The organism is Streptomyces sp. NPDC048751, assembly GCF_043198595.1.
Classification (GTDB): Bacteria; Actinomycetota; Actinomycetes; order Streptomycetales; family Streptomycetaceae; genus Streptomyces.
On the sequence record NZ_JBICUX010000001.1, the window covers coordinates 1,409,085 to 1,432,725 of the forward strand.

The window sequence follows — 23,641 nt, forward strand, 5'->3', positions numbered from 1 at the left end:
AGTTTTCCCGTACCCACCCGCTTGGAAAGGCCCTCACATGTCCGACCTGTTGCGCGCCCCCGCCGAGATCAAGTACGCCGAGGAACTGGACTGGCTGGAGTCCGTCGACGACAACCCCAAGCCGTTCTCCTGGCGTCTGTCGCCGAAGATGGTCCGCCTGTTCATCCTGGGCTCCGAGCGCGCCGACGGCCTCGACCGGGAGATCTCCCAGAAGTGGTTCGGCGACCGCAGCTTCGTCGAACGCTCCGTCGTGACGCTCGCCTCCGACCGCGGCCTGCTGCTGATCGGCGACCCCGGCACCGGCAAGTCCTGGCTGGCCGAGCTGCTGTCCGCCGCGATCAGCCGCAACTCCACCCTCGTCGTACAGGGCACGGCCGGGACCACCGAGGACCACATCAAGTACTCCTGGAACGTGTCCATGGTCATCGCCAAGGGCCAGTCCCGCGAGTCGATGATCCCCTCACCGATCATGACGGCGATGGAGTCCGGCGCGATCGGCCGCTTCGAAGAGCTCACCCGCTCCACCAGCGACGTCCAGGACGCGCTGATCTCGATCCTGTCCGAGAAGTACATCTCCGTGCCCGAACTCGGCAGCGACAGTGACAGCGACAACATCGTCTTCGCCAAGCCCGGCTTCTCGATCATCGCCACCGCGAACAGCCGCGACCGCGGCGTCAACGACCTCTCCTCGGCCCTCAAGCGCCGCTTCAACTTCGTCCGCATCCCCGTCGTGACCAACAAGAAGAGCGAGGCGGAGATCGTCCGCTTCCGCACCGAGGAACTGCTGCGCCGCCACCAGATCGAACTGGAGGTGCCGCCCACCCTCCTCGACGTGCTGCTGCAGAGCTTCGCCGACCTGCGTGCCTCCGCGGCCGCCGCCGGCAGCGACGACGAGAAGCTGGAGTCCGCGCTGTCCACCGCCGAGCAGATCGGCGTCCTCGAGGACGCCGTCCTGCACAGCAACTTCTTCGGCGATCGGGCGCTGAGCGCCCACACCCTCGCCTCCTCGCTCGTCGGCTCACTGGCCCGGCGCGAACCGGAGGACCTCGCCATCCTCAACAAGTACCTGCACGGCGTCGTCGAGCCGCGCAGCAAGGAACAGGGCGGCTCCTGGCCGGAGTTCCTGGAGGGCGGCCGCGACGCGATCGCCACCCTGTCATGACCGAGGGCACCTTCGGCGCGCTGCGCGCCCAACTCCAGGAAGCGGCCACCGCCTTCGCCGACGGCCCCGACGCCCTGGAGGGCATCCTCCTAGGCATCGTCGACGACGTCGACCGCGCGGTACGCGAACCACTCGAGATCTTCCCCGTCTGCCACCACTCACCCGCCTCCGCCACCGCCATGGCCCGCCGACTGCGGGAGAAACAGCCCAAGGTCGTCTACCTGGAGCTGTGCGAGGACATGGCCCCGCTCCTGGCCGAACTGCGCAACTGCCGGCTCCCGGTGGCGGTCCAGGCGTACGCGACCGAGGTCGACGGCTTCCCCGCCGAGTGGGCGCCGCTGTCGGTGGTCGCGCCGATCACCGAGGCGTCCGCCGAGTACCAGGCCATCGCCTACGCGCTCGACACCCCGGGTGTCGAACTCGTCCTCGTCGACCGCTCCTCCGACCACGTGTTCCAGTGGGACGCCCGCGACACGACGCCCGTCGCGCAGGCCGCACCGGCCGAACCGGACACGCCGAACGCCGAGTCGCCGACCGCCCCGTCGTCGTCCGCCGAGGAGGAGGCGGCCCTGCACGGCGACGCGGTCGGCGTGGAGATCGGCGACCTGCGGCCGCGCTTCGCCGAGCTGGAGGAGCACCTGCTGCGCCACGGCCGGGTGCGGCACTGGTCGGAGTGGTGGCACCAGTACGTCGAGCTGCCGCTCGGCGACAGCGACCACGACACCTACCGACAGGTGATGCTCCTGATCGGCAGCCTCTTCCGGCGCCTCGCCCCGGGCGACCCGCACCGGGTGCGCGTCGACGAGGACCGCGAGCGGTACATGTGGACCCGGATGCGCGAACACCTCGCCGCGACCGGCACCGACCCCGAGGACTGCCTCTACGTCTGCGGCGCCTTCCACGCGGCCAGCCACGTCGCCGAGTTCGGCGTGCACGGCACCGACACCTTCGAGATCAGCCCGCCCAGCGCGACCAAGTGGCAGCACGGCCTGATCCCGTCCAGCCACGCCGCGATCGAGGCACAGTTCGGCCTCGCCGCCGGATCCGTGTCGATCGCCGCCACGGTGTGGGCGAAGAACGTCAAGCGCACAGGCGTGAAGCCGTTCCGCCTGGAGGGACAGGCCGGCACGAAGAAGCCCCGGAAGCCCGTGGCGGCGCCCGCGCCCGAACCGGCCGCCCCTCCCTCCGACAAGCTGTCCGGCTTCCTCCAGCAGCCGCCCACGCTCGACCGCCTGGACGAGGCCGAACTGCTCGGCTGGTCGGTGGAGATCGTGCGTGCCGCGCGCCGGGCCGGCTACCTCGCCTCCACCGCCGACGCCATCGCCGTCTTCGAGACGTCGATCCTCCTCGCCGGGATGCGCGACCGCGCCCGACCGACGCCGTACGACTTCCAGGACGCGGCCGTCACCTGCATCGAGAAGGACTCCGTGCCGGGCCGGCGTGATGTGCGCCGACTCGTGGAGATCATGATGGGCGGCGACCGGATCGGCCAGGTCGGCTACGACGCCCTGCCACCCCTCGCCCGCGATGTGTACGACCGGCTCGCGCCACTCGGCCTGAAGCTGCAACAGCGCGGTGTGCAGCGGGCGTTGCTGGACATAGCGGGACGGCCCGAGCTGGAGCGCTGCTCGGACGTGCTGTGGATGCTGAAGTACCTGATGCCGCACGGTACGGCCCGGCCGATCATGGGGGAGCGGCGGCTCGGCGAACGGCCGATCCAGGAGTCGTGGGACCTGGCCCTGGGCACGCACCAGCGGGCCCTGATCGAGCTCGGCTACGAGGGCGTCGGCATCGAGCAGGTACTGGAACAGCGCCTGCGCCGCGCGGCCTACGGCCCCCAGGCCACCACGGCCACCGTCCTCGAAGCCGTCGAGGACGCCACCCTGTACCTGCGCAGCCGGCGCCTCGCCGACGAACTGGGCACCCGTGCCCTTGAGGTCCTCGCGACCGAACGCAGCGTCGACGGCGCGCCGGAGGTACTGCGCCGGGCCCGTCGCCTGCTGGCGTACTACCGGACCAGCGAGCCGACGCTGCCCGCGTGGATCGAGTCCTTCGTCAAGACGGGGTACGCGCACTACTGCACCCTGCTGCCGACGGCGTTCACCGACGACGACGCGACCGTCCGCCAGGTCGCGGCCATGCTCGGCTTCCTGTTCAGCATGGAGAGCCTCGCGCTGTCGCTGGGCTGCGACCGGACCCAACTGGAGCTGGCCGTCGCCCAGTCGCACCCCGAGGACCCGTCGAAGGTGGCGCTGCTGTGGGCGGCCCAGACGCACCTCGGCCGCCTCTCCCGCGCGGAGCTGCGCACCCGGTGCGACGACCTGCTGGGCAACCCCCTCGCGGTGCCCGCCTACCCGCGCTACCTCAGCGGCTTCCTGCACGCCCTGGAGCCGGTGCCGGCGCTGGCCGACTTCGTAGTGGAGGCGGTGTCGAACGCGTTCGCCCGGCTGCCGGACCCGGTGCTGCTGCCGTGGCTGCCGACCCTCATCACGAGCCTGCGCTCCGGGGGCGCCGAACTCGCCCCGCTGCTCATCCGCGAGGCCGGACGGATCTTCCCCGGCCGGCTCGCGGCGCTGGACGCGTGGGTGCCGCCGTGGCGGGCCGTGCCCGAGCCGGAGTCCACGCGTCCGGCACGCAGCGGGGGCGGCGCCGCCCGTGTGGCGCTGCTCGCCGCCCACCCCGCCACGTGCGACGCCGTGGCCGACCTGCTGGGCTGCGACGACCCGTGGGAAGCGGCGGAACCCGCACCCCGGGGCGTGGCCCTGCTGGGCCGCCACCCCGCCACGGCGACGGCACTGGAGGCGCTGCTGTCCGGCCGCTGACATTGCGGCGCCCGCCGAACCGTCCGGTTCCTATGCTCGCCTCATGAACATCATCAGCACCGCCACCACCGAGGCAGCGTGACACCGCCGGAGATGCTCGCCGTCTTCGCCGCGGGCCTGGGTGCCGGAGCCGTCAACACCGTTGTCGGCTCCGGCACCCTGATCACCTTTCCCGTCCTGCTCGCCACCGGCCTGCCGCCCGTCACCGCCACGGTGTCCAACGCGCTCGGTCTGATCCCCGGCTCCATCAGCGGAGCCATCGGCTACCGCAGAGAACTCCAGGGACAGCGCCGACGCATCCTCAAGCTGGGCGCCGGCGCGGTCGTCGGAGCCCTCGCGGGTGCCACGCTCCTGCTGGCCCTGCCGGCCACGGCGTTCGAGAGGATCGTGCCGGTCCTGGTGACCCTCGCCCTCGTCCTGGTCGTCCTGCAGCCCCTGATCAGCACCCGCCTTCGGCGCCGACGCGAACGCGACGGCACCGCCACCCACCCCGACGGCGGACCCCTCCTCCTGGTCGGGCTGACCCTGGCCAGCGTCTACGGCGGCTACTTCGCCGCCGCGCAGGGAATCATCTACATGTCCCTGATGGGCGTACTCCTCGACGACACCATGCAGCGCCTCAACGCCGTCAAGAACGTCCTCGCCGCCGTCGTCAACGCCGTCGCCGCGACCGTCTTCCTGTTCGTCGCCGACTTCGACTGGACGGCCGTCGCCCTCCTCACCGTGGGCTCCGCCCTCGGGGGCCAGATCGGGGCCACGGTGGGCCGCCGTCTCAGCCCGGTGGTCCTGCGGGGCCTGATCGTGGTGGTGGGCACCGTGGGCGTCGTCCAGCTGGTGCGCTGACCGGCCGGCGTCAGCCCGCATCTCCATGATCATGAAAGCCTCGACGTACCTCACCCACTCGCAACGCCCCATCAGGAACGCACAAAGTCCGACAGCATCATTGCTTCGTTTGTGATCGAGACCTAGGGTGAGGCTGGCTCGGTGACACCTCTGTCACCTGCCGTAGTCAACTGACTCGCCATCAACTGCCTTATCCACTTCCTTTTCGACAAGACGTACTGAGCCACGGTCAGGAAAGTTCGTTTCTGTTCGCTCTGAGGAAGGTCACGGACATGCCGCACCCGCACGTGTCTCCCACGGCTGTCAGCCGTCGTCGTCTCCTCGAGGGCGGAGCCGCCGTCCTCGGCGCGCTCGCCCTGTCCGGACCGTCCGCCGCGGCCCACGCGGCCGGCTCGCGCGAGACGGCCGACGCGACCCCGGAGTGGAACGGCCACATCAACGTCTTCCGGCTGGGCTCCGAGGCGCCGCACAGCACCCTGATGCCGTACGCGACCCTTGGCCAGGCCCTCGCCGCCGACCGCACGCGCTCGCCGTTCCGGCTGAGCCTGGACGGCACCTGGAAGTTCGCCCACGCCGACCGGCCCGACGACCGGGACGTCGACTTCCACCGCACCGACCTCGACGACACCGACTGGGACACGATCCCCGTCCCCTCCGCGTGGCAGATGCACGGCTACGACCGCCCGATCTACATCAACATCACCTACCCGTGGTGGGGCCCGAACGGCCTGGGCGAGCAGGCGCAGCCGCCCGCCGCCCCCACCCGGTACAACCCCGTGGGTCAGTACCGCCGCACCTTCACGGTCCCGCGCGACTGGTCGGGACGGCGGACGTTCCTGCACTTCGAGGGGGTCAAGTCCGCCCACTACGTCTGGATCAACGGCGAGCTGGTCGGCTACCACGAGGATTCCTACGACCCCGCCGAGTACGACATCACCCGGCACCTCAAGCCGGGCACCAACCAGATCGCCGTCGAGGTCTACCGCTACTCCGACGGCGACTGGCTCGAGGACCAGGACATGATCCGGCTGAGCGGCATCTTCCGCTCGGTCTACCTGTACTCCACACCGGCCGTCCACCTGCGCGACTTCAAGCTGGACACCCCGCTGAGCGACGACTACAGGACGGCCGAACTGTCCGTCACGGCCAGCGTCCGGGACTACGGCGGCAAGGGCGCCGGCCGGTACTCCGTCGAGACCCAGCTGTACGACGCCGGCGGCCACCCGGTCTGGTCCCGGCCGCTCCAGCAGACGGTCGCGCTCGACTCCGGCGACGAGACGACCGTACAGGCGTCGAAGGAGGTTCCCGCGCCGCGCCTGTGGTCGGCCGAACACCCGTACCTCTACACGGCCGTGCTCCGCCTGCGTGATCCCGCCGGCAAGGTGGTCGAGACCCTCTCCCACCGGGTCGGTCTGCGCGAGTTCGCGCTCAAGGACGGGCTGATGCGGATCAACGGCAAGCCGGTCTCCTTCAGAGGCACCAACCGGCACGAGATGCACCCGACCCACGGCTCGGCGCTCACCCGCGCGGACCTCGTCGAGGACATCGGCATCATCAAGCGGCTGAACATCAACACCGTGCGCACCTCGCACTACCCGAACAACCCGCTGTGGCTGGAACTCGCCGACGAGTACGGCCTGTACCTCGTCGACGAGACCAACCTCGAGACCCACGGCATCCGCGGTGAGTACCCCGGCAACCACGCCGACTGGACCGAGGCGTGCGTGGCCCGCGCCCAGAGCATGGTCCACCGCGACAAGAACCACGCCTCGGTGGTCATCTGGTCGCTCGGCAACGAGGCGGGCGGCGGCAGCACCTTCAACGCCATGTACGACTGGATCCGCTCCTACGACACCACCCGTGTCATCCAGTACGAGGGCGACGACCGGCCGGGCATGAGCGACATCCGCTCCGAGATGTACGACAGCCCCTCCCGCGTCGAGGCGAGGGCGAAGGACACCGCCGACACCCGGCCGTACGTGATGATCGAGTACTCCCACGCGATGGGGAACTCCAGCGGCAACTTCAAGAAGTACTGGGACCTCGTCCGCCGCTACGACGTGCTCCAGGGCGGCTGGATCTGGGACTTCGTCGACCAGGCCCTGAGCTGGCCCACCCCGACCCGCAAGCTGCTCACCGAGTCCGGGCCCGCCGCCCTGAGCGGCGAGGTCATCAACCCGAGCGGTACCTTCAGCCGCGCCAAGGGCATCTCGGGCGGCACCGTGTTCGCCCGCGACACGAGCCTCGACCTCACCGGCTCGCTCACCCTGGAGGCCTGGGTCACCCCGCACGTCACCGGCTACCACCAGCCGATCCTCGCCAAGGGCGACACCCAGTACGCCCTGAAGCAGACGGACAGGACCCTGGAGTTCTTCATCCACGGCGGTGGCCAGTGGGTCACCGCGAGCTGGGCGCTGCCGGACGACTGGACCGGCCGCGAGCACCACATCGCGGGCGTCTTCGACGCGGCGGCCGGCACGCTGACCCTCCACGTCGACGGCTCGGTGCGGGCCACCCGCACCACCACCCGGCGCCCCGCCGTCAACACCGCGCCGCTGGCCCTGGCCACCGACGTCGACAATCCGACCCGTGAGTTCAGCGGCACCATCCGGCGGGCGCGCGTGTACGCCCGCGCGCTGAGCGCCGAGGAGCTGGCCTCCGACAGCCGCCGCCCCGGCGACGACGGCGTGCGGTTCTGGTTCGACGCCGCCACCGTGGGCCTCACCCAGAAGCGGCCCCGCGACAAGACGTTCTACGCCTACGGCGGGGACTGGGGAGACAACCCCAACGACGGCGCGTTCTCCGGGGACGGCATCGTCACCGCCGACCGCGGAGCCACCGGCAAGTCGGTCGAGGTCAAGCAGATCTACCAGGCGATCAACGCCAGGCCCGCCTCCGGCGACACCGTCACCTCGGGCCGCGTCACCCTCACCAACGAGTACCTGTTCACCAACGTCCGCGAGTTCGACGGCCACTGGTCCCTCGTCGCCGACGGCAAGGTCGTCCAGCACGGCAGGCTGACCCGCGACCAACTGGACGTCCCCCCGCTGACCAGCAAGGACATCACGGTCCCCGTGAAGGTGCCGAGGAACCCGGCACCCGGCACCGAGTACTTCCTGCAGCTCTCCTTCACCACCAAGGAGCCCACCAAGTGGGCCAGGGCCGGCTTCGAGACGGCCAAACAGCAACTCCCCGTCGCCGCGAACAGCCCCGCCGTGACCCCCGTACCGCTGGACAGCGTGCCGACGCTGCGCCACGACGACGGCGAGAAGACCGTCACCGTCCGGGGCCGGGGCTTCACCGTCACCCTCGACAAGAGCACCGGCACCCTCACGTCGTACGAGGCCGGCGGCGTCCGCCTGCTCACCTCGGGCCCCGTGCCGAACTTCTGGCGGGCACCCACCGACAACGACCGGGGCAACGGCCAGCACACCCGCAACCAGACCTGGCGCGACGCGGGCGCCCAGCGCAAGGTCACCGAGGTCGGTGTCCGCGCGCTCCGCGACAAGGCCGTCGAGATCAAGGTCAGCGGCACCCTGCCGACGACCGTCGAGTCGACGTACACCACCACGTACACCGTGTTCGGCAACGGCGAGATCAAGGTCGACAACACCCTGCACCCGGGCGCGTCGAGCCTGCCGTACATCCCCGAGGTCGGCACCCTGCTGTTCCTGCCGCGAGCCCTGGACCGCCTGCACTACTACGGCCGGGGCCCCGAGGAGAACATGTGGGACCGCAACAACGGCACCGACGTGGGCCTGTACTCCGGCACCGTCGCCGGGCAGTGGACCTCCTACCTGCGCCCGCAGGAGAACGGCAACAAGACCGACGTCCGCTGGGCCGCGCTGACCCGCCGCGACGGCGTCGGCCTGCTCGTCTCCGGCGAACCGCTCCTGGAGGTCAACGCCTCGCACTTCACCCCGGAGGACCTGTCGAGCGGGGTGCGCCACGACTACCAGCTCACCCCGCGCGACGCGGTCGTCCTGCGCCTGAACCACCGCCAGATGGGCGTGGGCGGCGACAACAGCTGGGGCGCCCACACCCACGACGAGTACAAGCTGTTCGCCGACCGCGACTACTCCTACACCTACCGGCTGCGCCCGGTCACCGACGTCGGCAGGGCGACGGCGGCGACGCGCCGGCCGACGGCGGGGGAGTTCTCCGGGTAGCCGATGGCGCGGCCGCCACCGGTCCGTACGAAGGCGGTGCCGGTCGGCGCCCGATGACACGGGAAGACGGCGTCGAGGGCGATCGCCGGTCCGTGGTCCTCGGCCACCATCGCGAGGGCGAGGTCCATGGCGGCGGTCACGCCCGCGCAGGTCCAGATACGGCCTGCCCGGATGAAGATCGGCTCTGGGTCGACGTTGATGTCCGGGTGCTGCGCGGCCAGTTGGTCGGCGGTGAGCGAGTGGGTGGTGGCTGGCAGGCCGGTGAGGAGACCGGCCTCGGCGACAGGTGGACGCCCGCGCACACTCCGCCGACGCGTCGTGCGGCCGGAGCCGCGGTGGTCAGCCATCCGACGACGTCCTGGTCGACGACGGCCTGGTAGCGGCCGTCGGCGTGGTCCATGGCGCCGGCCACGAGGAGGGTGTCGATGCCCGGGCCCACCTCGGCCAGTGACCGCGCCGCGACCAGGCTGATCCCGGCGCGGTGGGCAGCGGGCCGGCCTGCGCTGCGGCGATCTCGACCGGCTGGCTGCCCGGGTCCGCCCGCTGTCCGGGCAGTGCGGCTCAGAAGGCGCGGCGGTGCGGGAAGGTCACTGCCTGCGGGTCACGGCGGTGATCGCCGCCGCGACGGTCGCCTGCAGCTGCTGGGCGTCCGCGCCGGCGCGGGAGCGCAGGTTCACGCCGTGCGCGAGGAGCGCCAGGATGTCGGCCGTGGCCCCGGGGTCGACTCCTTCGGCGAGCTGCTGCCGGCGCTGGGCAGAGCGGAGCGCGGTGTGCAGTGCGTCGCGCAGCCGCTGGTGCTGGCGGTCCAGGAGGGCCCGTACGTCGGGGTCGCTGTTCTCGGTGCCGGCGTGCGCGTTGGAGACCATGCAGCCCCACTGGGCGTACTCGCCGGTGCAGCGGGTCTCGATCAGGGCGGTGAAGAAGTCGGTGACGGCCGGTAGTCCGCGGTCGTCCTCTTCGAGGCGGCCGAGGGTCGGCCGGGAGCGGTTCTGGACGTAGCGTTCGAGGGCGGCGCGGTACAACTCCTGCTTGCCGCCGTAGGTCGCGTACAGGCTGGAGCGGTTGAGCCCGGTGGCGTTGACGATGTCCTGGATCCCGGTGGTGGCCACGCCCTGCCGCCAGAACAGCCGTACCACGGTGTCCAGGGTCGCGTCGGGGTCGAAATGCTTGACGTCCGGCATGCCGCCTCATCCCGTCATCTTGAACTGATGGTTCCAAGATATCGCCTCGCCCGTTGACGTGGAGTGCACTTCAATGGCTATCTTGAAACGACCATTCCAAGATTATCCTTCGTGAGGAGACCCGTGAGCGTCAACGCCGAACTGCGCGCCTTCTTCGACAGCCGCCAGCAGCAGATCCCCGCAGACGTCCGCGCCGTCATGCAGCGCGCGGCACGCGAGCTGGCCGCCTCCGGCCAGGCCGGCGAGGCTCTGACCGTCGGCGCCAAGGCCCCGTCCTTCACAATGCCCTCGGCCACTGGGCGGACCGTCGCGCTGGACGAACTGCTCGCCGACGGGCCGGTGGTGCTGACCTTCTACCGTGGCGCCTGGTGCCCCTACTGCAACATCACCCTGCGATCCCTGCAGCAGCACCACGACGCCATCACTGCCCGCGGTGCCCGTCTGGTAGCCGTTTCACCGCAGACCCCCGACGAGTCCTTGTCGCACGCGGAGAAGAACGAGCTGGCCTTCGACGTGCTCAGCGACATCGGCTGCGAAACTGCCAAGCAGTTCGGCCTCGCCTTCGACCTGCCGGACGACCTCGCCGCCGTCTACAGGAGCCTCGGCATCGACCTCCACCGCTCCAACGCCGGCCACGCCCGCACCCTGCCGATCCCCGCCACCTACGTCATCGACCGGGACAGCGTGATCCGCTGGGCCTTCGTCGACTCCGACTACACCACCCGCGCCGAACCGGCCGACATCCTCATAGCACTCGACAAGCTCGGCTGAGAGCCTGACCGCCCACTCGTGGTGGCATCCTCAGCGGAGGCGCCAACCCGTGATCAATCGCATCGATAGCTACGGTTCATTGATCCCCAAGGCCGATGATCTCGGCGGTGGTGATGGTTGGCCGCCCCGCCGACCGGCCGCAAGCACGGGCGGCGTCCAGGCCTCGCGAGTACCAGAGGCGATCAGCAAGGCATGCATTCCGCAAGTGCCAAAGGCCGGACTTACCGATATCGATGTCGATGCGTTCGCCCCCCGACTCGTCCCACAGCAGTCCGTACACCACCAGCCGGTCCCCGTCGAAGGCCAGCCAGGAGTCCCGTTCGAGGTCGACCCCCGGATGCTCGAGGTCGGCCTCGACGGTGTGGAGGTCGGTCTCGGGCCGCCCGATCTCGATCTCGTCCACCGCGTTGAGCAGGTCCGTGATGGCGGGGGCGTCGGAAAGGGCGGCGGGGCGCGGGGGGTTGGACTTGGGGTCAAGGTCCGGGGGAGGGCCGAGGTGCGCAACAGATTTTCGAACGGCTCGCCCATGGTGGGCGCGGCTTGCGGCCCACGGCGGTGAACGTGCAGGCTGGGGGGCTGTGGCCACCTTGCTGATCGTGCATCACACCCCCTCGCCCAACTGTCAGGCACTGTTCGAGGCCGTGGTCTCCGGAGCGACGGCGCCGGACATCGAGGGCGTCCGGGTGGTGCGGCGGGCGGCCCTCGCCGCCACGGCGTCCGACGTACTCGCCGCCGACGGCTTCCTGCTCGGCACCCCGGCCAACCTCGGCTACATGTCCGGCGCCCTCAAGCATTTCTTCGACCAGGTCTACTACCCCTGCCTGGACGCCACGCGCGGCCGCCCCTTCGGCTCCTACGTCCACGGCGGCAACGACGTCACCGGCGCGCTCCGCGCCATCGACTCCATCACCACGGGTCTGGGCTGGCGCCGCGCCGCCGACCCGGTCACCGTGACCGGCGAACCGACCAGGGCCGACATCGAGGCGTGCTGGGAACTGGGCGCGACGGTGGCGGCGGGGCTGATGGGCTAGAGCGTGACTCTTTGAACGGCTGGTCAGTTGATCGGACTTGTCCGTCCGATCAGTGATCACTGATGCGATGTGGGACCGGATCGAACCGCTGATGCCGGCCGATCCGGTCCGCGGCCGGCGGTGGGCCGACCATCGCCGAACCCTCGAGGCCACTCAACCGTCTGCCTGGCCCACCAGCATGCCGCCGGAGCCGGAAAAAAGGGGAACTGGACCGGGCCGAACCCCACGATCACAGTCTCGGACGCTCCCGCGGCGGCCTGAGCACGAAAGTCCACCTTGCAGGCACCGGCAGCAACGGCCGGACGGCCGCCCACTCCGCGTCCGTCATGTCCGACGGATAGCCGGCGCACCCGGTCCGGATGGTCGGCCGCGTTGCCGTACGCATGCGCGAGGCAATCGCACGACACGGCGGGCGAGTTGAAGTCAACGTGCCCGGGCGCGTACAACAAAGACAACCGGGCCTCCGGGTACCACTCGGAATGGGATCGCACCCCCGAGCTACCAGGAGGCCCTGCTTCCACGCGCGGAAACCGCCGCAGTCACCCGATCGAGACTCCCGTTCGACCGACAGCCTTCGAGATCGGTACGGGCAACAACCACTTACGTGTCGGGATGCTGCGGCAGGGCGAGCCAGTCCGACCAGGAGATCTCACGGCCGAGGAAGCGCGGCTGCTCGAACGGCCAGTCGGCGGCGATCCACTGCGGCACCAGCGCGTCGAGGGCATGCTCGACCTTGCTGCCCACCAGCTCGTCCACCACCCACCAGGAGATCTCGCAGTCCGCGCCGGCCCTCTCCGGCGGGTCGATGTAGACACAGCCGAGCAGAACTGTCTCCGCTCCGTCGAACAGCGCGTAGTTGAAGGACTGGTGCGCGGCGATCTCCTTCTCGTGCCGCAAAAGGTCGGCCTGGTCGGCCTCGTAGGTCATGGTGTCCGCGGGCCAGCCCCAGGCCGGGCCGAAGATGGTCCACAGCCGCTCGCGCGAACCCATCACAGCCGGATAGTCGAGCGGGGTGTCCGCCTCCCGGATCGGCCGCAGGTGATGACCACCGCCCGGCAGCGGTACCAGGACGGGGTGGACGAAGTCATCGGGAAGCCAGCTCATGGCGCCCGACCGTAGCAGCGCGCGGCCGTCCGCTCCCCTGGAATTTCCCCGTATACCGCCAGGCTCTGCAATCTGCGTCATCCGCAACCGTCTGCGTCTACTCCCCGACCATCCGCACTCGTGGCAGGGCCAGGCCTTCGACTTCACCGATGTCACCTTCGACGGAGGTGACTTCCGCGGCGTGATGTTCTTTGGCGGCACGGTCGACTTCGGCGGCATGTCGGTGTCCGGCGGTACGGTCACCTTCAGGGGCGCGACGTTCTCCGGCGGCACGGTCGACCGGCAGCTGTCGCCGAAGGATCAGTGGCCTACTCGTGATCAGTGCAGAGGTGGGCGGTGAGGGCCGCGCAGGCCCACTCCTGCCAGGCCTCGGGGACCAGCCCCGGTCGCGGACAAAGATCAGGTATAGCTCTGGGCTGAGCAGCCCGTAGAGCAGGTCGGCGGCGCGGGCGGTATCGACGTCGGGGCGGGCGTCGGGCTTGGAGGTCAGTGCCTTCGCTGCGGCGTGCTGGACGGTGTAGCGCGGGTCGGGGCCGGCAGGCCACTGCGCGGCGATCTCCGGGTCCGTGGCCGCCGCAGCGGCGATCAGCGACATGATCGGGGCGACACGGCCGAGGATGTCGCGCACGCCCCGCACGTGGGCGCGCAGTTGCGACCAAGAGGCGGCTGTGCGCCGCGCGATGGAGGACTTCTACCGGGACGGCTCATGTCGACGAAATCGCGGATGAACTAACTGTGCCTGCGTCAGCTGGGTCTGGGCCTGTATGTGCGCCTGCTGTTCAGTCTTGCGGGTGGTTATGCAGGCGGACCCGGCTGCCCCAAGGGCCCCACTGTTGCACCGATGACACCACCGAGAAGACCGGCCAGTCCTGCATCCATGGGTCACCGCGTGGTGCGCAGGTCGTGGCGGGGGGCGGTGACCAGGGCCCGCCATCGCTGTGAGCGGGAGCCACGTCGGCCATGAAGGCGGCGATGTCGCCGCCGCGGGTGTTCTCGCGCGCAGCACCTGGGCGCGGTCGTCGACATCGGCGTCCTCTTCCTCGGCACCGCCACTGCAGCCGCTCTCGTCATTTGGCTCCGAACATGATCGGCCGGACAAAGTCCTGGGCAGCATGTCGTCACAAGAGCTGTCGGCCTCTGTCAGCGGTCAGGCGGTGAGTGCCGTGCGCAGGCTGGTGGCCATCAGATCGATGGCTTCCTTCCCGGCCGGCGCTGGGCCGGTGTGGGTGAAGTAGTGGTCGACACCCTCGAAGCAACGGTGGGTGACCGGAACGCCGGCCGCCTCCAAGGCTTTGGCGTAGGCGTCGCCCTCGTCGCGCAGGCGGTCGTTCTCCGCGGTGATGACCAGGGCGGGTGGCAGTCCGGCGAGGTCGTCGGCCAGTCCGGGCGACACCAGAGGATGAGCGAGGTCGGCGGGATCAGGGACGTAGGCGGCGGTGAAGACCCGCATCAGCTGAGGGGTGAGCAGGGGCTTGGCGATGGGTGACTGCTTGGTGGCCGGGTCGGCGAGCTGGTCGAGGGGTGCCGAGTCGATGATCTGGAGGCGGGGCGTGAAGGTGCCGCGGTCCCGAGCGGTGCGGCAGACCGCGGCGGTCAGGTTGGCCCCGGCGCTGTGTCCGCCCACGGCGAGTCGCGAGCCGTCCCAGTTGTGGGCGGTGCCGTTCTCGGCCACCCAGGCGGTGACGTCGTACGCCTGGGTGACGGGTGCGGGGTACGGCTGCTGCGGGGCGACGGCGTAGTCCACGTTGATCACGACGCAGCCGGCCGTGGCGGCTATGTAGCGGCAGATGTGGTCGTCCTGCTGGGGGCGGGCGATCACGAACCCGCCGCCGTGGAAGTTGACGTACACGGGGGCAGGGGCTGCGGCGGCGGCCGACGGGCGGTAGACGGTGCAGGTCACCGGTCCGGCGCCGGTCTCCACCCGGATGGATTCCGTGCGCTTCGGGATGTCGGTGAAGCGCAGATCCCTGTGCACGCGGCTCATCATTCGGCCGAGCAACAGTTGGACCCCTCTGGCCTGGATTCTGGACCTGAATGACATGACCGGCCTCCATCGCTACAAATTTAAAGTATCAGGATTCCTGATGATGGAGGCTCGTTGCTGATCACGCAAGGGAGAACCACGAGCAGGCTGCCGAGGGTGGATGGACGCTCCAGGCGTAGCGCCCCGCCTGTTCGTCCAGTCAGCCGAGGCCGCAGCAGCGGCCAGAGCCCCGGTCGGGTCCGCTCTCCTGGGTGCGCAGCACAACGGTGCCGACCATGGCGACCACCGCGCCTGCGCGCAGCGCCGCCGATGACGGCGGTGGTGATCGACAGCCACCTCGTCGCCGGGGATGCAAGAAGCCCGCGCTTGCGGGTGGGAACCACCCGTCGAACGACCTGACACCGGTCTTCTAGTGGCTTGGCTCGGAAGGTTGGACGGCCATGAAGCTTTCCTGCCGTGAGGGCCACCTGCACCCTGGAGGCTGTTCAGTTCGGCAGCTTCGCTGCGTAGATCCAGTCGTGCCCGTCGTATCCGGTGCCGTCGAGGTGCTCCGCTCGAGTCAGGCCGGCGCGGATCGCCACGCGCTGGGAAGCGGTGTTGGCCGGCCGGACGCGGGCGATCAGCGGCAGGTCGGGAACATGGTGGGATGCCCACGTGGTCACCGCGGTGGCGGCTTCGCCGGCGTAGCCCTGGCCCCAGGCCGAGGTGGCGAAGCGGTAGAAGAGGTTAAGGACCTTGAGGCCCTGCAGTTCCATGGGCTTGATCCCGCAGAAGCCCAACTGTTGATCGGAGTCGTGGCGCCGGACAACCCAGTACCCGTATCCGTATCGCTGCCACTGCTCGTTCCAGCGTCGATACAGCTCCTCGGCCTCATCGGGGCGGGCGAGCGCATCGGAGGGGTTGTGCAGGCAGGTCTCGGGATCATGGTGGATTGCGAAGATCGCATCGATATCGGCTTCGGTCGGACGCCGTAGCGACAGTCGGGCCGTCTGCAGCTCATCGGCTGTCAGGTTCCGGTCACTCATATGAAGATCGTAGAACTGGGTCAGGCCGCCCTGGCGGGCTATTCGGTCCAACTGCGGATCGAAGAGTCGGGCGCGAAGGCGCTCTTCGGGTTCGGCGCGGGCGTTATGCCAGCGGACGTAGGCGGCGATGTCCGGACAGCACATCTAGGTCGTCTCCGGGCGATCACGCGGCGGGCGGTAGTGCCCGCCCAGCCCCAGCTGGGTCACCAGCTCCTGCATCAGCAGTTCGAACATGGGCTCCTGGTCGCTGATGAGGGGGGCGAAGTGGTCGAAGACCTCCAGGGCGACCTGGCCGTACATCGAGCGCCAGCAGGAGAGCATGACGACCAGGGCGCCCAGGGGCATCTCGACGCCGGTGGCGGCGCGGTAGTCGGTGACCTGTTCGCGCAGGCGGGGGTCGAGCTGGTCGTCGCTGAGGACGGGGTAGGGGCGGATCGCCCACAGCCGCATGAACTCCGGCCCCCACACGCCGGCGAGCTCGCGGACCCACTCGCTGGTCAGGTCGTTCTGCGCGGTGCCCGCGGCCGCGGTGGGCGTGCCGAAGAGGAGACTGAACTCCTGACGGTTCGCCAGCGACCAGCTTCGGAACACCCGCGAGGGCGCGATCAGCCGGGCCGCGAAGTCCGTCCGGTCCTGCGCGTCCATCGCGGCCCGCAACTGCGCCGTGAGCTCGGCGACGATGTCGTGGGCCGTGTGCCGGACGATGTCCGCGAGGTCGTCGAAGTGCCGGTAGAGGGCGGCCGGGGTCACCCCGATCCGGCGGGCGATCTCGGCGAGCGTGAGGGCCTCCACGCCTTGCTGGGTGATGACCTCGCGTGCCACCGCCCTGATGTCCTTCGACATCTGACGGCGCAGGCGTTCGCGGCGGTTCGGGGCAGCCATGGGTTCCCCCTCATGTGGAACGAGGGACGACGGTACCGCTCGATTGGATGTCCAGCGACGGTGAGGAGGCCATCCGCAGGCCGCTCGGTTCGCGGGACTGCGTCACCGCCCATGCCTGCGACTGCACCGCATGCCCCTTGAGATCGTCGACCTGGCACTCGGGGAGCGCGGAGCGCCAGCGGTCGCCCGGTTTGATCACGATGCCGGTCCAGGGGTCGGGCTTCCTGGGGCAGGCCAGGGATTTCCGGGAGACCACGTACTTCACCAGAACCGACGCGTTCATGGTCTCCTTGCCGCGGTTCTCGATCTCGGCGCCGAAGAACGCCCGCCCGATTCCGTCGACGGCCTGGGCGCAGGCCCGGACCACCATGTCCGCCGAGTCCGTTCTCTGCCAGGCACTGCAGTACACGCCCGTCGGGGCATAGGGCTCGCTGTACGTCGTCGAGGGCGCGCTCTTCGACGGTGCCGCGCTGGGCCCGGGCGCGGCCGGCTCGGTCGTCCTCGCGGGGGCCGCGACCGGCGGAGCCGCCGGAGCCGCCGGAGGCGTGGGGCTGGGGGAAGGGGAGGGCGACGGTGTGGGCGAGGCCGACCGTGCCGGCGAGGCGGAGGCCGCCGTGCTGGGCCGTGTGCCGTGGGTGTTCGCCGTGTCGGACGTCCGGGGCGCGTTGGTGGCGTAGACGGTGAGCGCGGCCGCGAGCGTCACGACTCCGAAGCCGGAGCCGACGAGGGCCGCCCGCATCTTCGCCGACAACTTCCCCCCGGCGCCCGGGGAGCCGCCGGAATCGGGGTCCGAGGAGGGCCGGTTGAAGAACAGGTTGACGCTCTTCACGTCACCGCCTCCGGTGATGTACTGCGTCCCACTGTCGTGCGCGGCGTTGTTCTGCGCGCCGACCCGAGCCGTCCCGGCCGGGCTCTCGTCCCGTACCCCGCGGCTCTCGTCCCGTACCCCGCCGCTCACCCGAGTCCCCTGCCTGCCCCGCCGACGTTGATGTCGCCGCGCTGGGTGATGTGCTGGACCCCGCCCGCGTGGGCGACGTTGTTCTGCACCCAGGTCTGCCGAGTCCTCGGCTGCCGAGAGACCAACTCCTCGACGAGGGCACGCAGTTCGTCGGCCGCTGCCGGGTGCTCCTCCAGCAGGAGCTCCAACTGGCCGGTCCACCGACGCTGAAGGCTTTGGCGCGCGGTGTCCCGGTTCCCCTCGGTGATCTGATCGATGTCCGCCGCCGCGCGATCGAGCCGCTCCGTCTCGACCCGTTCCAGGGCCGGTTCCCCCTGCCCGAGCAGCCGGGCGAACCTGCCCCGGGCGGAGTGCCAGGCATCGGTCGCCATGGCCCCCACCATCGCCGAACCGCCGGCCGCCGCCAGACCCGACAACGCTTCGGTCAACACCCGTTCCTCCTGCTCGTTCACGACACGCCGGCCACACCGTGGCGTCTCGAGTAACGTTCAGGGGCATCACAAAGTAACGGGCCATTACTGAACGAGGTCGGTCAGGCGAGTGTCACCTCGACCGGCAGCTTCTTGATGCCGTTGACGAAGTTGGAGCGCACGCGCGGCACGTCCCCGGCCAGGCGGATGGCGGCGATCCGCGGGATCAGCTCCTCGAACATGATGCGGATCTCGGTGCGGGCGAGGAGGTTGCCCAGGCACAGGTGGGGGCTGCCCTTGCCGAAGGTGACATGGTCGTTGTGCTGCCGGGTGACGTCGAAGTCGTAGGGGTTGCCGAAGACCTCCTCGTCGCGGTTGCCGGAGGCGAACCACATGACGACCTTGTCGCCCTCCCTGACCTGCTTGCCGCCGAGCTCGACGTCCCGGGTCGCGGTGCGCCGGAAGTGGTAGACGGGGGAGGCCCAGCGCAGGAACTCCTCGACGGCGGTCGGGATGAGCGAGGGGTCCTCCTGGAGGCGGGCGAGCTGCTCGGGGTGCTGGAGGAGGGCCAGCAGGGAGTGGGAGATGGTGTGCCGGGTGGTCTCGTTGCCGGCGACCACGAGCAGCAGGAAGTAGTTGTCGAAGTCCTGCGCGGACAGCGGCACTCCGTCGCGCGGGGTGGTGTTGACGAGCTTCGAGACAAGGTCGGTGCCCGCGCCGCCGAGCCGCTGCCGGGCCAGCTCCCGGCCGTACTCGAAGACCTCCAGGGAGGCGGGGGAGCGGAAGGGCAGGTCGCGGTACTTCTCGCTCTCCGCGCTGTGCAGCAGCACGTCCGCGTAGTCGGGGTCGGTGTTGCCGATGATGCGGTTGCCCCAGTCGATGAGCCTCTGGTTGTCCTCCGGCGGGACGTCGAGGAGCCGGGCCAGGACGTTGATGGGGAAGTCGGCGGACACGTCGGCGACGAAGTCGAACGTCCCCTTGGCCAGGGCGGCGTCGAGCGTCCTCGCGGTCAGACCACGCAGGAAGTCGGCGTAGCTGTTGATGACGCTCGCACCGAACTGCCGCTGGATCACACTGCGCAGGGCGCGGTGGCGGACGCCGTCCAGCTCCAGGATGGAGGCCCGCTTCTTGATCTGGTCGTCGTCGACCTCCTCCAGGTTGACGAACCTTGTCGAGGTGAAGGTCTCCGGGTCACGGTCGACGGTGGTGATGTCGGCGTGCCGGGTGACCGCCCAGAAACCGGAGTTGGGGGCGTCCTCGGGCTGCCAGTGGACCGGGTCCTGGTGGCGCAGGGTGTGGAACATGCGCCACGGGGTGACGCCGTCGGTGAAGTGGTCGAGGTCGGCGAGGTCCACGTCCGCCATGGGCATGGGTTCGCGCAGGGCGTCGGTCAGGGTCGGGGTGGTCATGCGGTGCGGTCTCCTCGATGTCACGGGCGGCACAGGTGGTGGCTGTTCTCGCGGGTGATGGGCGTACCCACAGGTGATGGGCGTCCTCACAGGTGATAGGCGTACTCGGTGAACTCCCAGTCGGTGACGTGCCGTCGGAAGCGTTCGACCTCGTTGCGCTTGTAGCTCAGGAACGAGGTGGTGAAGTCCTTGCCGAGCAGCTCGGCGAGGGCGGTGTCCGCCTCCAGCGCGTCCAGCGCGGCGGGCAGGCTCGTCGGCAGCACGGCGGACCTCGCCGTGTCGTAGCCGTAGCCCTCCAGCGGGGCGGGCGGCTCCTCGGCGGCCAGCACACCGAGCAGCGCGGCGGCGATCGTCCCGGCGATCAGCAGGTAGGGGTTGGCACTGGCGTCCCCGAGACGGAGTTCGAGGCGGGCACCGCTGCCCCGCTCCGGCGGGACGCGCACCATCGCGCTGCGGTTGTCCAGGCCCCAGTCGATCAGCCAGGGCGCGAGGGTGTCGGGGCCGAAGCGCTTGTACGAGTTCACCGTCGGGTTGGCCAGCGCGGCGAGCGCGGGCGTGTGGGCGAGAATGCCGGCGAGGGCGTGCCGCGCGATGGCCGAAAGACCGTGGGCGCCCGAGGGGTCGTCGAAGGCGTTGCGCCCGTCGGTGTCCTCGCAGGACAGGTGGAGGTGGAAACCGGAACCGCCGGCGTCGCCGAACGGCTTCGCCATGAACGTGGCCAGCCTGCCCTCCTTGCGGGCCAGCTCCTTGATGGCGGACTTGAAGCGGAAGGCGCGGTCGGCGGCGTCCAGGGCCTCGGAGTGGACGAGGTTGATCTCGTACTGGCCGCCGTCGAACTCGTGGTTGCCGGTGACGACGCCGATCCCCGCGTCCCGCAGCTGCCGCAGGGTGCGCAGCAGATGGTTGTCGGGGTCGGCGCGCAGGCCCGCCGTGTAGACGGCTCCGGCGGTCTCCGGGGCGCGGCGCCACCCGGAGGGCGTGCCGGGGGCGGGCTCCAGCAGGAAGTACTCCAGCTCGGGGCCGACGACCGGCCGCAGCCCGTGCTCGGCGCACCGGGCCAGCACCGCGCGCAGCAGATCGCGCGGCGACTCCGCCGCCGGACCGCCGGTCGCCGGGTCGCTGACCTCGCCCAGGCAGACGGCGACACCGGGCTCCCACGGAAGCGGGGCCAGCGTCGACAGGTCGGGCCGTACGCACACGTCCGGCAGGCCCGCCTCCAGACCGCCCGCGATCGGGATCACGTCCCCCTGTGGCGAGGTGTGGTAGACGGCCCTGCAGAAGGCGAGGCCGTGCGCGCAGGCCGAGGGCAGGTGGTCCAGCAGGACGTCGCGGGCGCGGTCGGTGCCGATGAGGTCGGGATAGGTCACCCGCACCACGTCGATACCGTCGGCGGCGAGCCGCTCCAGGTGTCGGGTGATGTCCGGGGTGTCGTGAGCGCTCACCGGGGTCTCCTAGGCGGAAGGTGGGCACCCCCGGGCCTGAGGGCGCTGGGGGGAGGGCGGCGCGTCGCCGCCATTCGTTTGACTCCGAACGGTATGGAGGCGGCAGCCGTCCCGCAAGGGGTGGTCCGAAGAATTTATCCACCTGGACAGGTATTGACCAGGGTGGGACGGCTCCCTATGTTGTTTGAAGTCAAACGAGCTCCTCAGGAGGGCCGCCCCATGAAGGTCGTCGTCGACATGAACAAGTGCCAGGACCATGGCCAGTGCGTCTTCGCCGCCCCCGACGTCTTCTCGATGGACGGCGACGGTCACCTGGCGTACGTCTCCGACCCCGACGACGCCCTGCGCGACGAGGTCGAGGAAGCCGCCGACGTCTGCCCGCTCCAGGCCATCCGGATCGACGGCTGAGTCCCATGACCGGACACATTGTCGTCGCCGGCGCCTCGATGGGCGGCCTGCGTGCCGCCGAGCAACTGCGCGCGGCGGGCTGGGCCGGGACCCTCACGGTCGTCGGGGACGAACCGCACATGCCGTACAACCGGCCGCCGTTGTCGAAGGAGGTGCTGGCCGGGAAGACCCCCTTCGAGGCCCTGGCCTTCACCCCGAAGGCCGTCACCGCCGACGTGGAGTGGCGCCTCGGCGCGAAGGTCGTCGCGGCCCGGCTCGCCGAACGCACTGTCGAGACCGACGACGGTTCGGTCCTCCCCTATGACGGACTGGTCGTCGCCACCGGCGTGCGCCCTCGGCGCCTGCGCTGCCCCGGCCCCCTCGCCGGCCGTCACACGGTCCGTACGCTCACCGACGCCCGGGCCCTGCGGGACGCACTGACCCGGCCCGGTGTACGGGTGGTCGTGGTCGGCGCCGGCTTCATCGGCTGCGAGGTCGCCGCCACGGCGGTCGGTCTCGGCGCGTCCGGGGTCACCGTGGTTGATCCGCTGCCCCTGCCCCTGGTCGGTCCGCTCGGTGAACTCCTTGCCGGTGCGCTGCTCAAGCGGCACGAAGCGCGCGGGGTGCGGTTCGAACTCGGCGTGTCGGTGGCGGGGTTCGAGGGGGACGACCGGGTCACCGGGGTCGTTCTCGGCGACGGTCGTGTGCTGCCCGCCGACGTGGTCGTGGAGTCGGTCGGCTCCGTGGCCAACGTCGAGTGGCTCCAGGGCAACGGGCTCGACCTGGCCGACGGTGTGCTCACCGACGAGCAGTTGCGCGTCGGCGGGCTGCCGGAGGTGGTCGCGGTCGGAGATGTGGCCCGCTTCCCCAACGCCCGCTACGACGGTGTGGCCCGTCGCGTCGAGCACTGGTCGATCCCGACGGACACCGCCAGGCACGCGGCGAAGGTTCTCGTCTCTCATCTCGCAGGCACGTCGGGTGAGTTGGCCGCCTTCGCCCCGCTGCCCACCTTCTGGAGCGACCAGCACGACTTCCGGTTGCAGTCCTTCGGGGCGCCGGGGCTCGGCCGGCACGACGTCCGTGTCCTGGACGGCGACCCGGACGGTGACGTCCTCGTCGGCTACCACGCCGACGGCCGACTGGTCGGTGTCGTCGCGCTCGGCGGCAAGGCCGCCGCCCTGGGTGCTGCCCGCTACCGCGCCCAGCTGCTGAAGCAGCCCGCCCTCACCGCGTAAGGAACCTCCGCCATGTCCTCTGTCCGTGGTTACTTCCCTCCCAGGACGGCGAGCGGTGCCTCGTCGCTGATCCCTTCCCCGCCGTGGCACTACTCCGGAGACCTGCTCACCGTCGAGTACCGCACGGATCCCGCGCGGGTACGTGAACTGTTGCCCGAGCCGCTGGAGTTGGCCGACGACGATCCCGGTGCGGTGGCTCTGATCTGGGCCGACTGGCAGTCCTGCTCGGCGTCGGGGGAGGAGCTGCTGGATCCCGTGCGCGCGCAGTACAAGGAGGCGTTCGCGGTCGTGCGCTGCACGTACCGGGGGCAGACGTACTCGCGGTGCGTCTACATCTGGGTCGACAAGGACTTCGCGATCGCGCGCGGGCTGCACCAGGGGTATCCGAAGAAGCTCGGGTCCATTCATCAGACGCGGCCCCATCCGTACGGGCCCGCTCCGCGGTTCGGGGCGGGGGCGCGGTTCGGGGCGACGTTGGCCGCGGGGGATCGGCGTCTCGCGCAGGCGGTGGTGACCCTGCGGGAGCCGGCGGAGTCGAACGGGTTCGTCAACGGGCATCCCATGGCCCACCACCGGTGGCTGCCTTCGATCGAGAAGGGGAAGGGGCCGGCGCTGGATGAGCTGATCGAGTCGGGGGCCGCGTCGTTCGAGGGTGGTCAACCTTGGGTGGGAGACGCCGAGTTGGAGCTGTTCGAGGCGCCCACGGAGGAACTGGCGCGGTTGGAGATTCGGGAGCCGATCGCCGCGTACTACCGCCAGGTCGGGGTGGTCTGGGACGGCGGACGGCTGTTGGAGTCCGGTACGTCCGCAGCCCCGCGCCCCTGAG

20 protein-coding genes and 3 pseudogenes are annotated in these 23,641 nt (G+C 70.3%); 10 read left to right on the forward strand and 13 right to left on the reverse strand.

Features of this window, described 5'->3' with window-relative positions:
- Positions 1 to 37: 37 nt before the first annotated feature.
- The 4 genes from ACGFNV_RS06360 to ACGFNV_RS06375 all read left to right on the forward strand — a co-directional run bounded on the left by ACGFNV_RS06360 (position 38) and on the right by ACGFNV_RS06375 (position 8,996).
- Entirely contained in the window at positions 38 to 1,162 is a 1,125-nt protein-coding gene (locus ACGFNV_RS06360; protein WP_393619790.1) for an AAA family ATPase, read from the forward strand.
- A complete protein-coding gene (locus ACGFNV_RS06365; protein ID WP_393619791.1) occupies positions 1,159 to 3,984 on the forward strand; it encodes a hypothetical protein in 2,826 nt (941 codons plus the stop codon). The genes ACGFNV_RS06360 and ACGFNV_RS06365 overlap by 4 nt, the downstream gene beginning before the upstream one ends.
- Positions 3,985 to 4,077: 93 nt before the next feature.
- Positions 4,078 to 4,827 carry a sulfite exporter TauE/SafE family protein gene (locus ACGFNV_RS06370; RefSeq protein WP_393620056.1) on the forward strand — a complete coding sequence of 250 codons (750 nt, stop codon included), beginning with the start codon at positions 4,078 to 4,080 and terminating at the stop codon, positions 4,825 to 4,827.
- A 272-nt stretch (positions 4,828 to 5,099) separates the two neighbouring features.
- Positions 5,100 to 8,996: a glycoside hydrolase family 2 TIM barrel-domain containing protein gene (locus tag ACGFNV_RS06375; RefSeq protein WP_393619792.1), complete on the forward strand. Its 3,897-nt coding sequence runs from the start codon at positions 5,100 to 5,102 to the stop codon at positions 8,994 to 8,996.
- Here ACGFNV_RS06375 and ACGFNV_RS06380 read toward each other — a convergent pair.
- Positions 8,915 to 9,343, reverse strand: a complete 429-nt coding sequence (locus tag ACGFNV_RS06380) for a hypothetical protein (RefSeq protein ID WP_393619793.1) — start codon at positions 9,341 to 9,343, stop codon at positions 8,915 to 8,917. The two genes, ACGFNV_RS06375 and ACGFNV_RS06380, sit on opposite strands and share 82 nt — an antisense overlap.
- A gap of 240 nt (positions 9,344 to 9,583) precedes the next feature.
- Positions 9,584 to 10,177: a TetR/AcrR family transcriptional regulator gene (locus ACGFNV_RS06385; protein ID WP_393619794.1), complete on the reverse strand. Its 594-nt coding sequence runs from the start codon at positions 10,175 to 10,177 to the stop codon at positions 9,584 to 9,586.
- A gap of 123 nt (positions 10,178 to 10,300) precedes the next feature.
- Between ACGFNV_RS06385 and ACGFNV_RS06390 the strand changes: the two genes are divergently transcribed.
- Positions 10,301 to 10,948, forward strand: coding sequence for a peroxiredoxin-like family protein (locus ACGFNV_RS06390; protein WP_393619795.1), 648 nt, complete (start codon positions 10,301 to 10,303; stop codon positions 10,946 to 10,948).
- 229 nt (positions 10,949 to 11,177) lie between these two features.
- On the opposite strand, the pseudogene ACGFNV_RS06395 reads toward ACGFNV_RS06390, so the two are convergent.
- Positions 11,178 to 11,372, reverse strand: a pseudogene (locus ACGFNV_RS06395) (GNAT family N-acetyltransferase); the annotation flags it as partial.
- Positions 11,373 to 11,526: 154 nt separating this feature from the next.
- Here ACGFNV_RS06395 and ACGFNV_RS06400 point away from each other — a divergent pair.
- Together ACGFNV_RS06400 and ACGFNV_RS06405 are read left to right on the forward strand one after the other, a co-directional pair.
- Positions 11,527 to 11,979, forward strand: a complete 453-nt coding sequence (locus ACGFNV_RS06400) for a flavodoxin family protein (protein WP_393619796.1) — start codon at positions 11,527 to 11,529, stop codon at positions 11,977 to 11,979.
- A 37-nt stretch (positions 11,980 to 12,016) separates the two neighbouring features.
- Positions 12,017 to 12,254 (forward strand): annotated as a pseudogene (locus ACGFNV_RS06405) (IS5/IS1182 family transposase); the annotation flags it as partial.
- On the opposite strand, the pseudogene ACGFNV_RS06410 reads toward ACGFNV_RS06405, so the two are convergent.
- The 10 genes and pseudogenes from ACGFNV_RS06410 to ACGFNV_RS06455 form a co-directional block, all read right to left on the reverse strand.
- Positions 12,215 to 12,470 (reverse strand): annotated as a pseudogene (locus ACGFNV_RS06410) (transposase); the annotation flags it as partial. The pseudogenes ACGFNV_RS06405 and ACGFNV_RS06410 sit on opposite strands and share 40 nt — an antisense overlap.
- A gap of 109 nt (positions 12,471 to 12,579) precedes the next feature.
- On the reverse strand, positions 12,580 to 13,083 hold the full coding sequence (locus tag ACGFNV_RS06415; RefSeq protein WP_393619797.1) for an N-acetyltransferase: 504 nt from the start codon (positions 13,081 to 13,083) through the stop codon (positions 12,580 to 12,582).
- A gap of 97 nt (positions 13,084 to 13,180) precedes the next feature.
- Complete coding sequence (locus ACGFNV_RS06420; RefSeq protein ID WP_393619798.1) at positions 13,181 to 13,711, reverse strand: hypothetical protein; 531 nt, start codon at positions 13,709 to 13,711, stop codon at positions 13,181 to 13,183.
- A gap of 519 nt (positions 13,712 to 14,230) precedes the next feature.
- Positions 14,231 to 15,067: an alpha/beta hydrolase gene (locus ACGFNV_RS06425; RefSeq protein WP_393620058.1), complete on the reverse strand. Its 837-nt coding sequence runs from the start codon at positions 15,065 to 15,067 to the stop codon at positions 14,231 to 14,233.
- Between the two features lie 485 nt (positions 15,068 to 15,552).
- Complete coding sequence (locus tag ACGFNV_RS06430) at positions 15,553 to 16,236, reverse strand: GNAT family N-acetyltransferase (RefSeq protein WP_393619800.1); 684 nt, start codon at positions 16,234 to 16,236, stop codon at positions 15,553 to 15,555.
- A complete protein-coding gene (locus ACGFNV_RS06435) occupies positions 16,237 to 16,974 on the reverse strand; it encodes a TetR/AcrR family transcriptional regulator (RefSeq protein WP_393619802.1) in 738 nt (245 codons plus the stop codon).
- Between the two features lie 10 nt (positions 16,975 to 16,984).
- Positions 16,985 to 17,932 (reverse strand): hypothetical protein, encoded by a 948-nt coding sequence (locus ACGFNV_RS06440; protein ID WP_393619803.1) that lies wholly within the window; start codon positions 17,930 to 17,932, stop codon positions 16,985 to 16,987.
- Positions 17,929 to 18,360: a hypothetical protein gene (locus ACGFNV_RS06445; protein WP_393619804.1), complete on the reverse strand. Its 432-nt coding sequence runs from the start codon at positions 18,358 to 18,360 to the stop codon at positions 17,929 to 17,931. The genes ACGFNV_RS06440 and ACGFNV_RS06445 overlap by 4 nt, the downstream gene beginning before the upstream one ends.
- A 104-nt stretch (positions 18,361 to 18,464) precedes the next feature.
- Positions 18,465 to 19,751, reverse strand: coding sequence for a cytochrome P450 (locus tag ACGFNV_RS06450; RefSeq protein ID WP_393619805.1), 1,287 nt, complete (start codon positions 19,749 to 19,751; stop codon positions 18,465 to 18,467).
- 86 nt (positions 19,752 to 19,837) lie between these two features.
- Positions 19,838 to 21,193, reverse strand: coding sequence for a glutamine synthetase family protein (locus ACGFNV_RS06455; RefSeq protein ID WP_393619807.1), 1,356 nt, complete (start codon positions 21,191 to 21,193; stop codon positions 19,838 to 19,840).
- A 219-nt stretch (positions 21,194 to 21,412) separates the two neighbouring features.
- Between ACGFNV_RS06455 and ACGFNV_RS06460 the strand changes: the two genes are divergently transcribed.
- Genes ACGFNV_RS06460 through ACGFNV_RS06470 form a run of 3 tightly spaced genes read left to right on the forward strand, consistent with a single transcriptional unit; the run spans position 21,413 to position 23,640 of the window.
- Entirely contained in the window at positions 21,413 to 21,601 is a 189-nt protein-coding gene (locus ACGFNV_RS06460) for a ferredoxin (RefSeq protein ID WP_393619809.1), read from the forward strand.
- A 5-nt stretch (positions 21,602 to 21,606) separates the two neighbouring features.
- Positions 21,607 to 22,815, forward strand: a complete 1,209-nt coding sequence (locus tag ACGFNV_RS06465) for an NAD(P)/FAD-dependent oxidoreductase (protein WP_393619810.1) — start codon at positions 21,607 to 21,609, stop codon at positions 22,813 to 22,815.
- Positions 22,816 to 22,827: 12 nt separating this feature from the next.
- Positions 22,828 to 23,640, forward strand: coding sequence for an acetoacetate decarboxylase family protein (locus ACGFNV_RS06470; protein ID WP_393619811.1), 813 nt, complete (start codon positions 22,828 to 22,830; stop codon positions 23,638 to 23,640).
- Position 23,641: the final 1 nt, after the last annotated feature.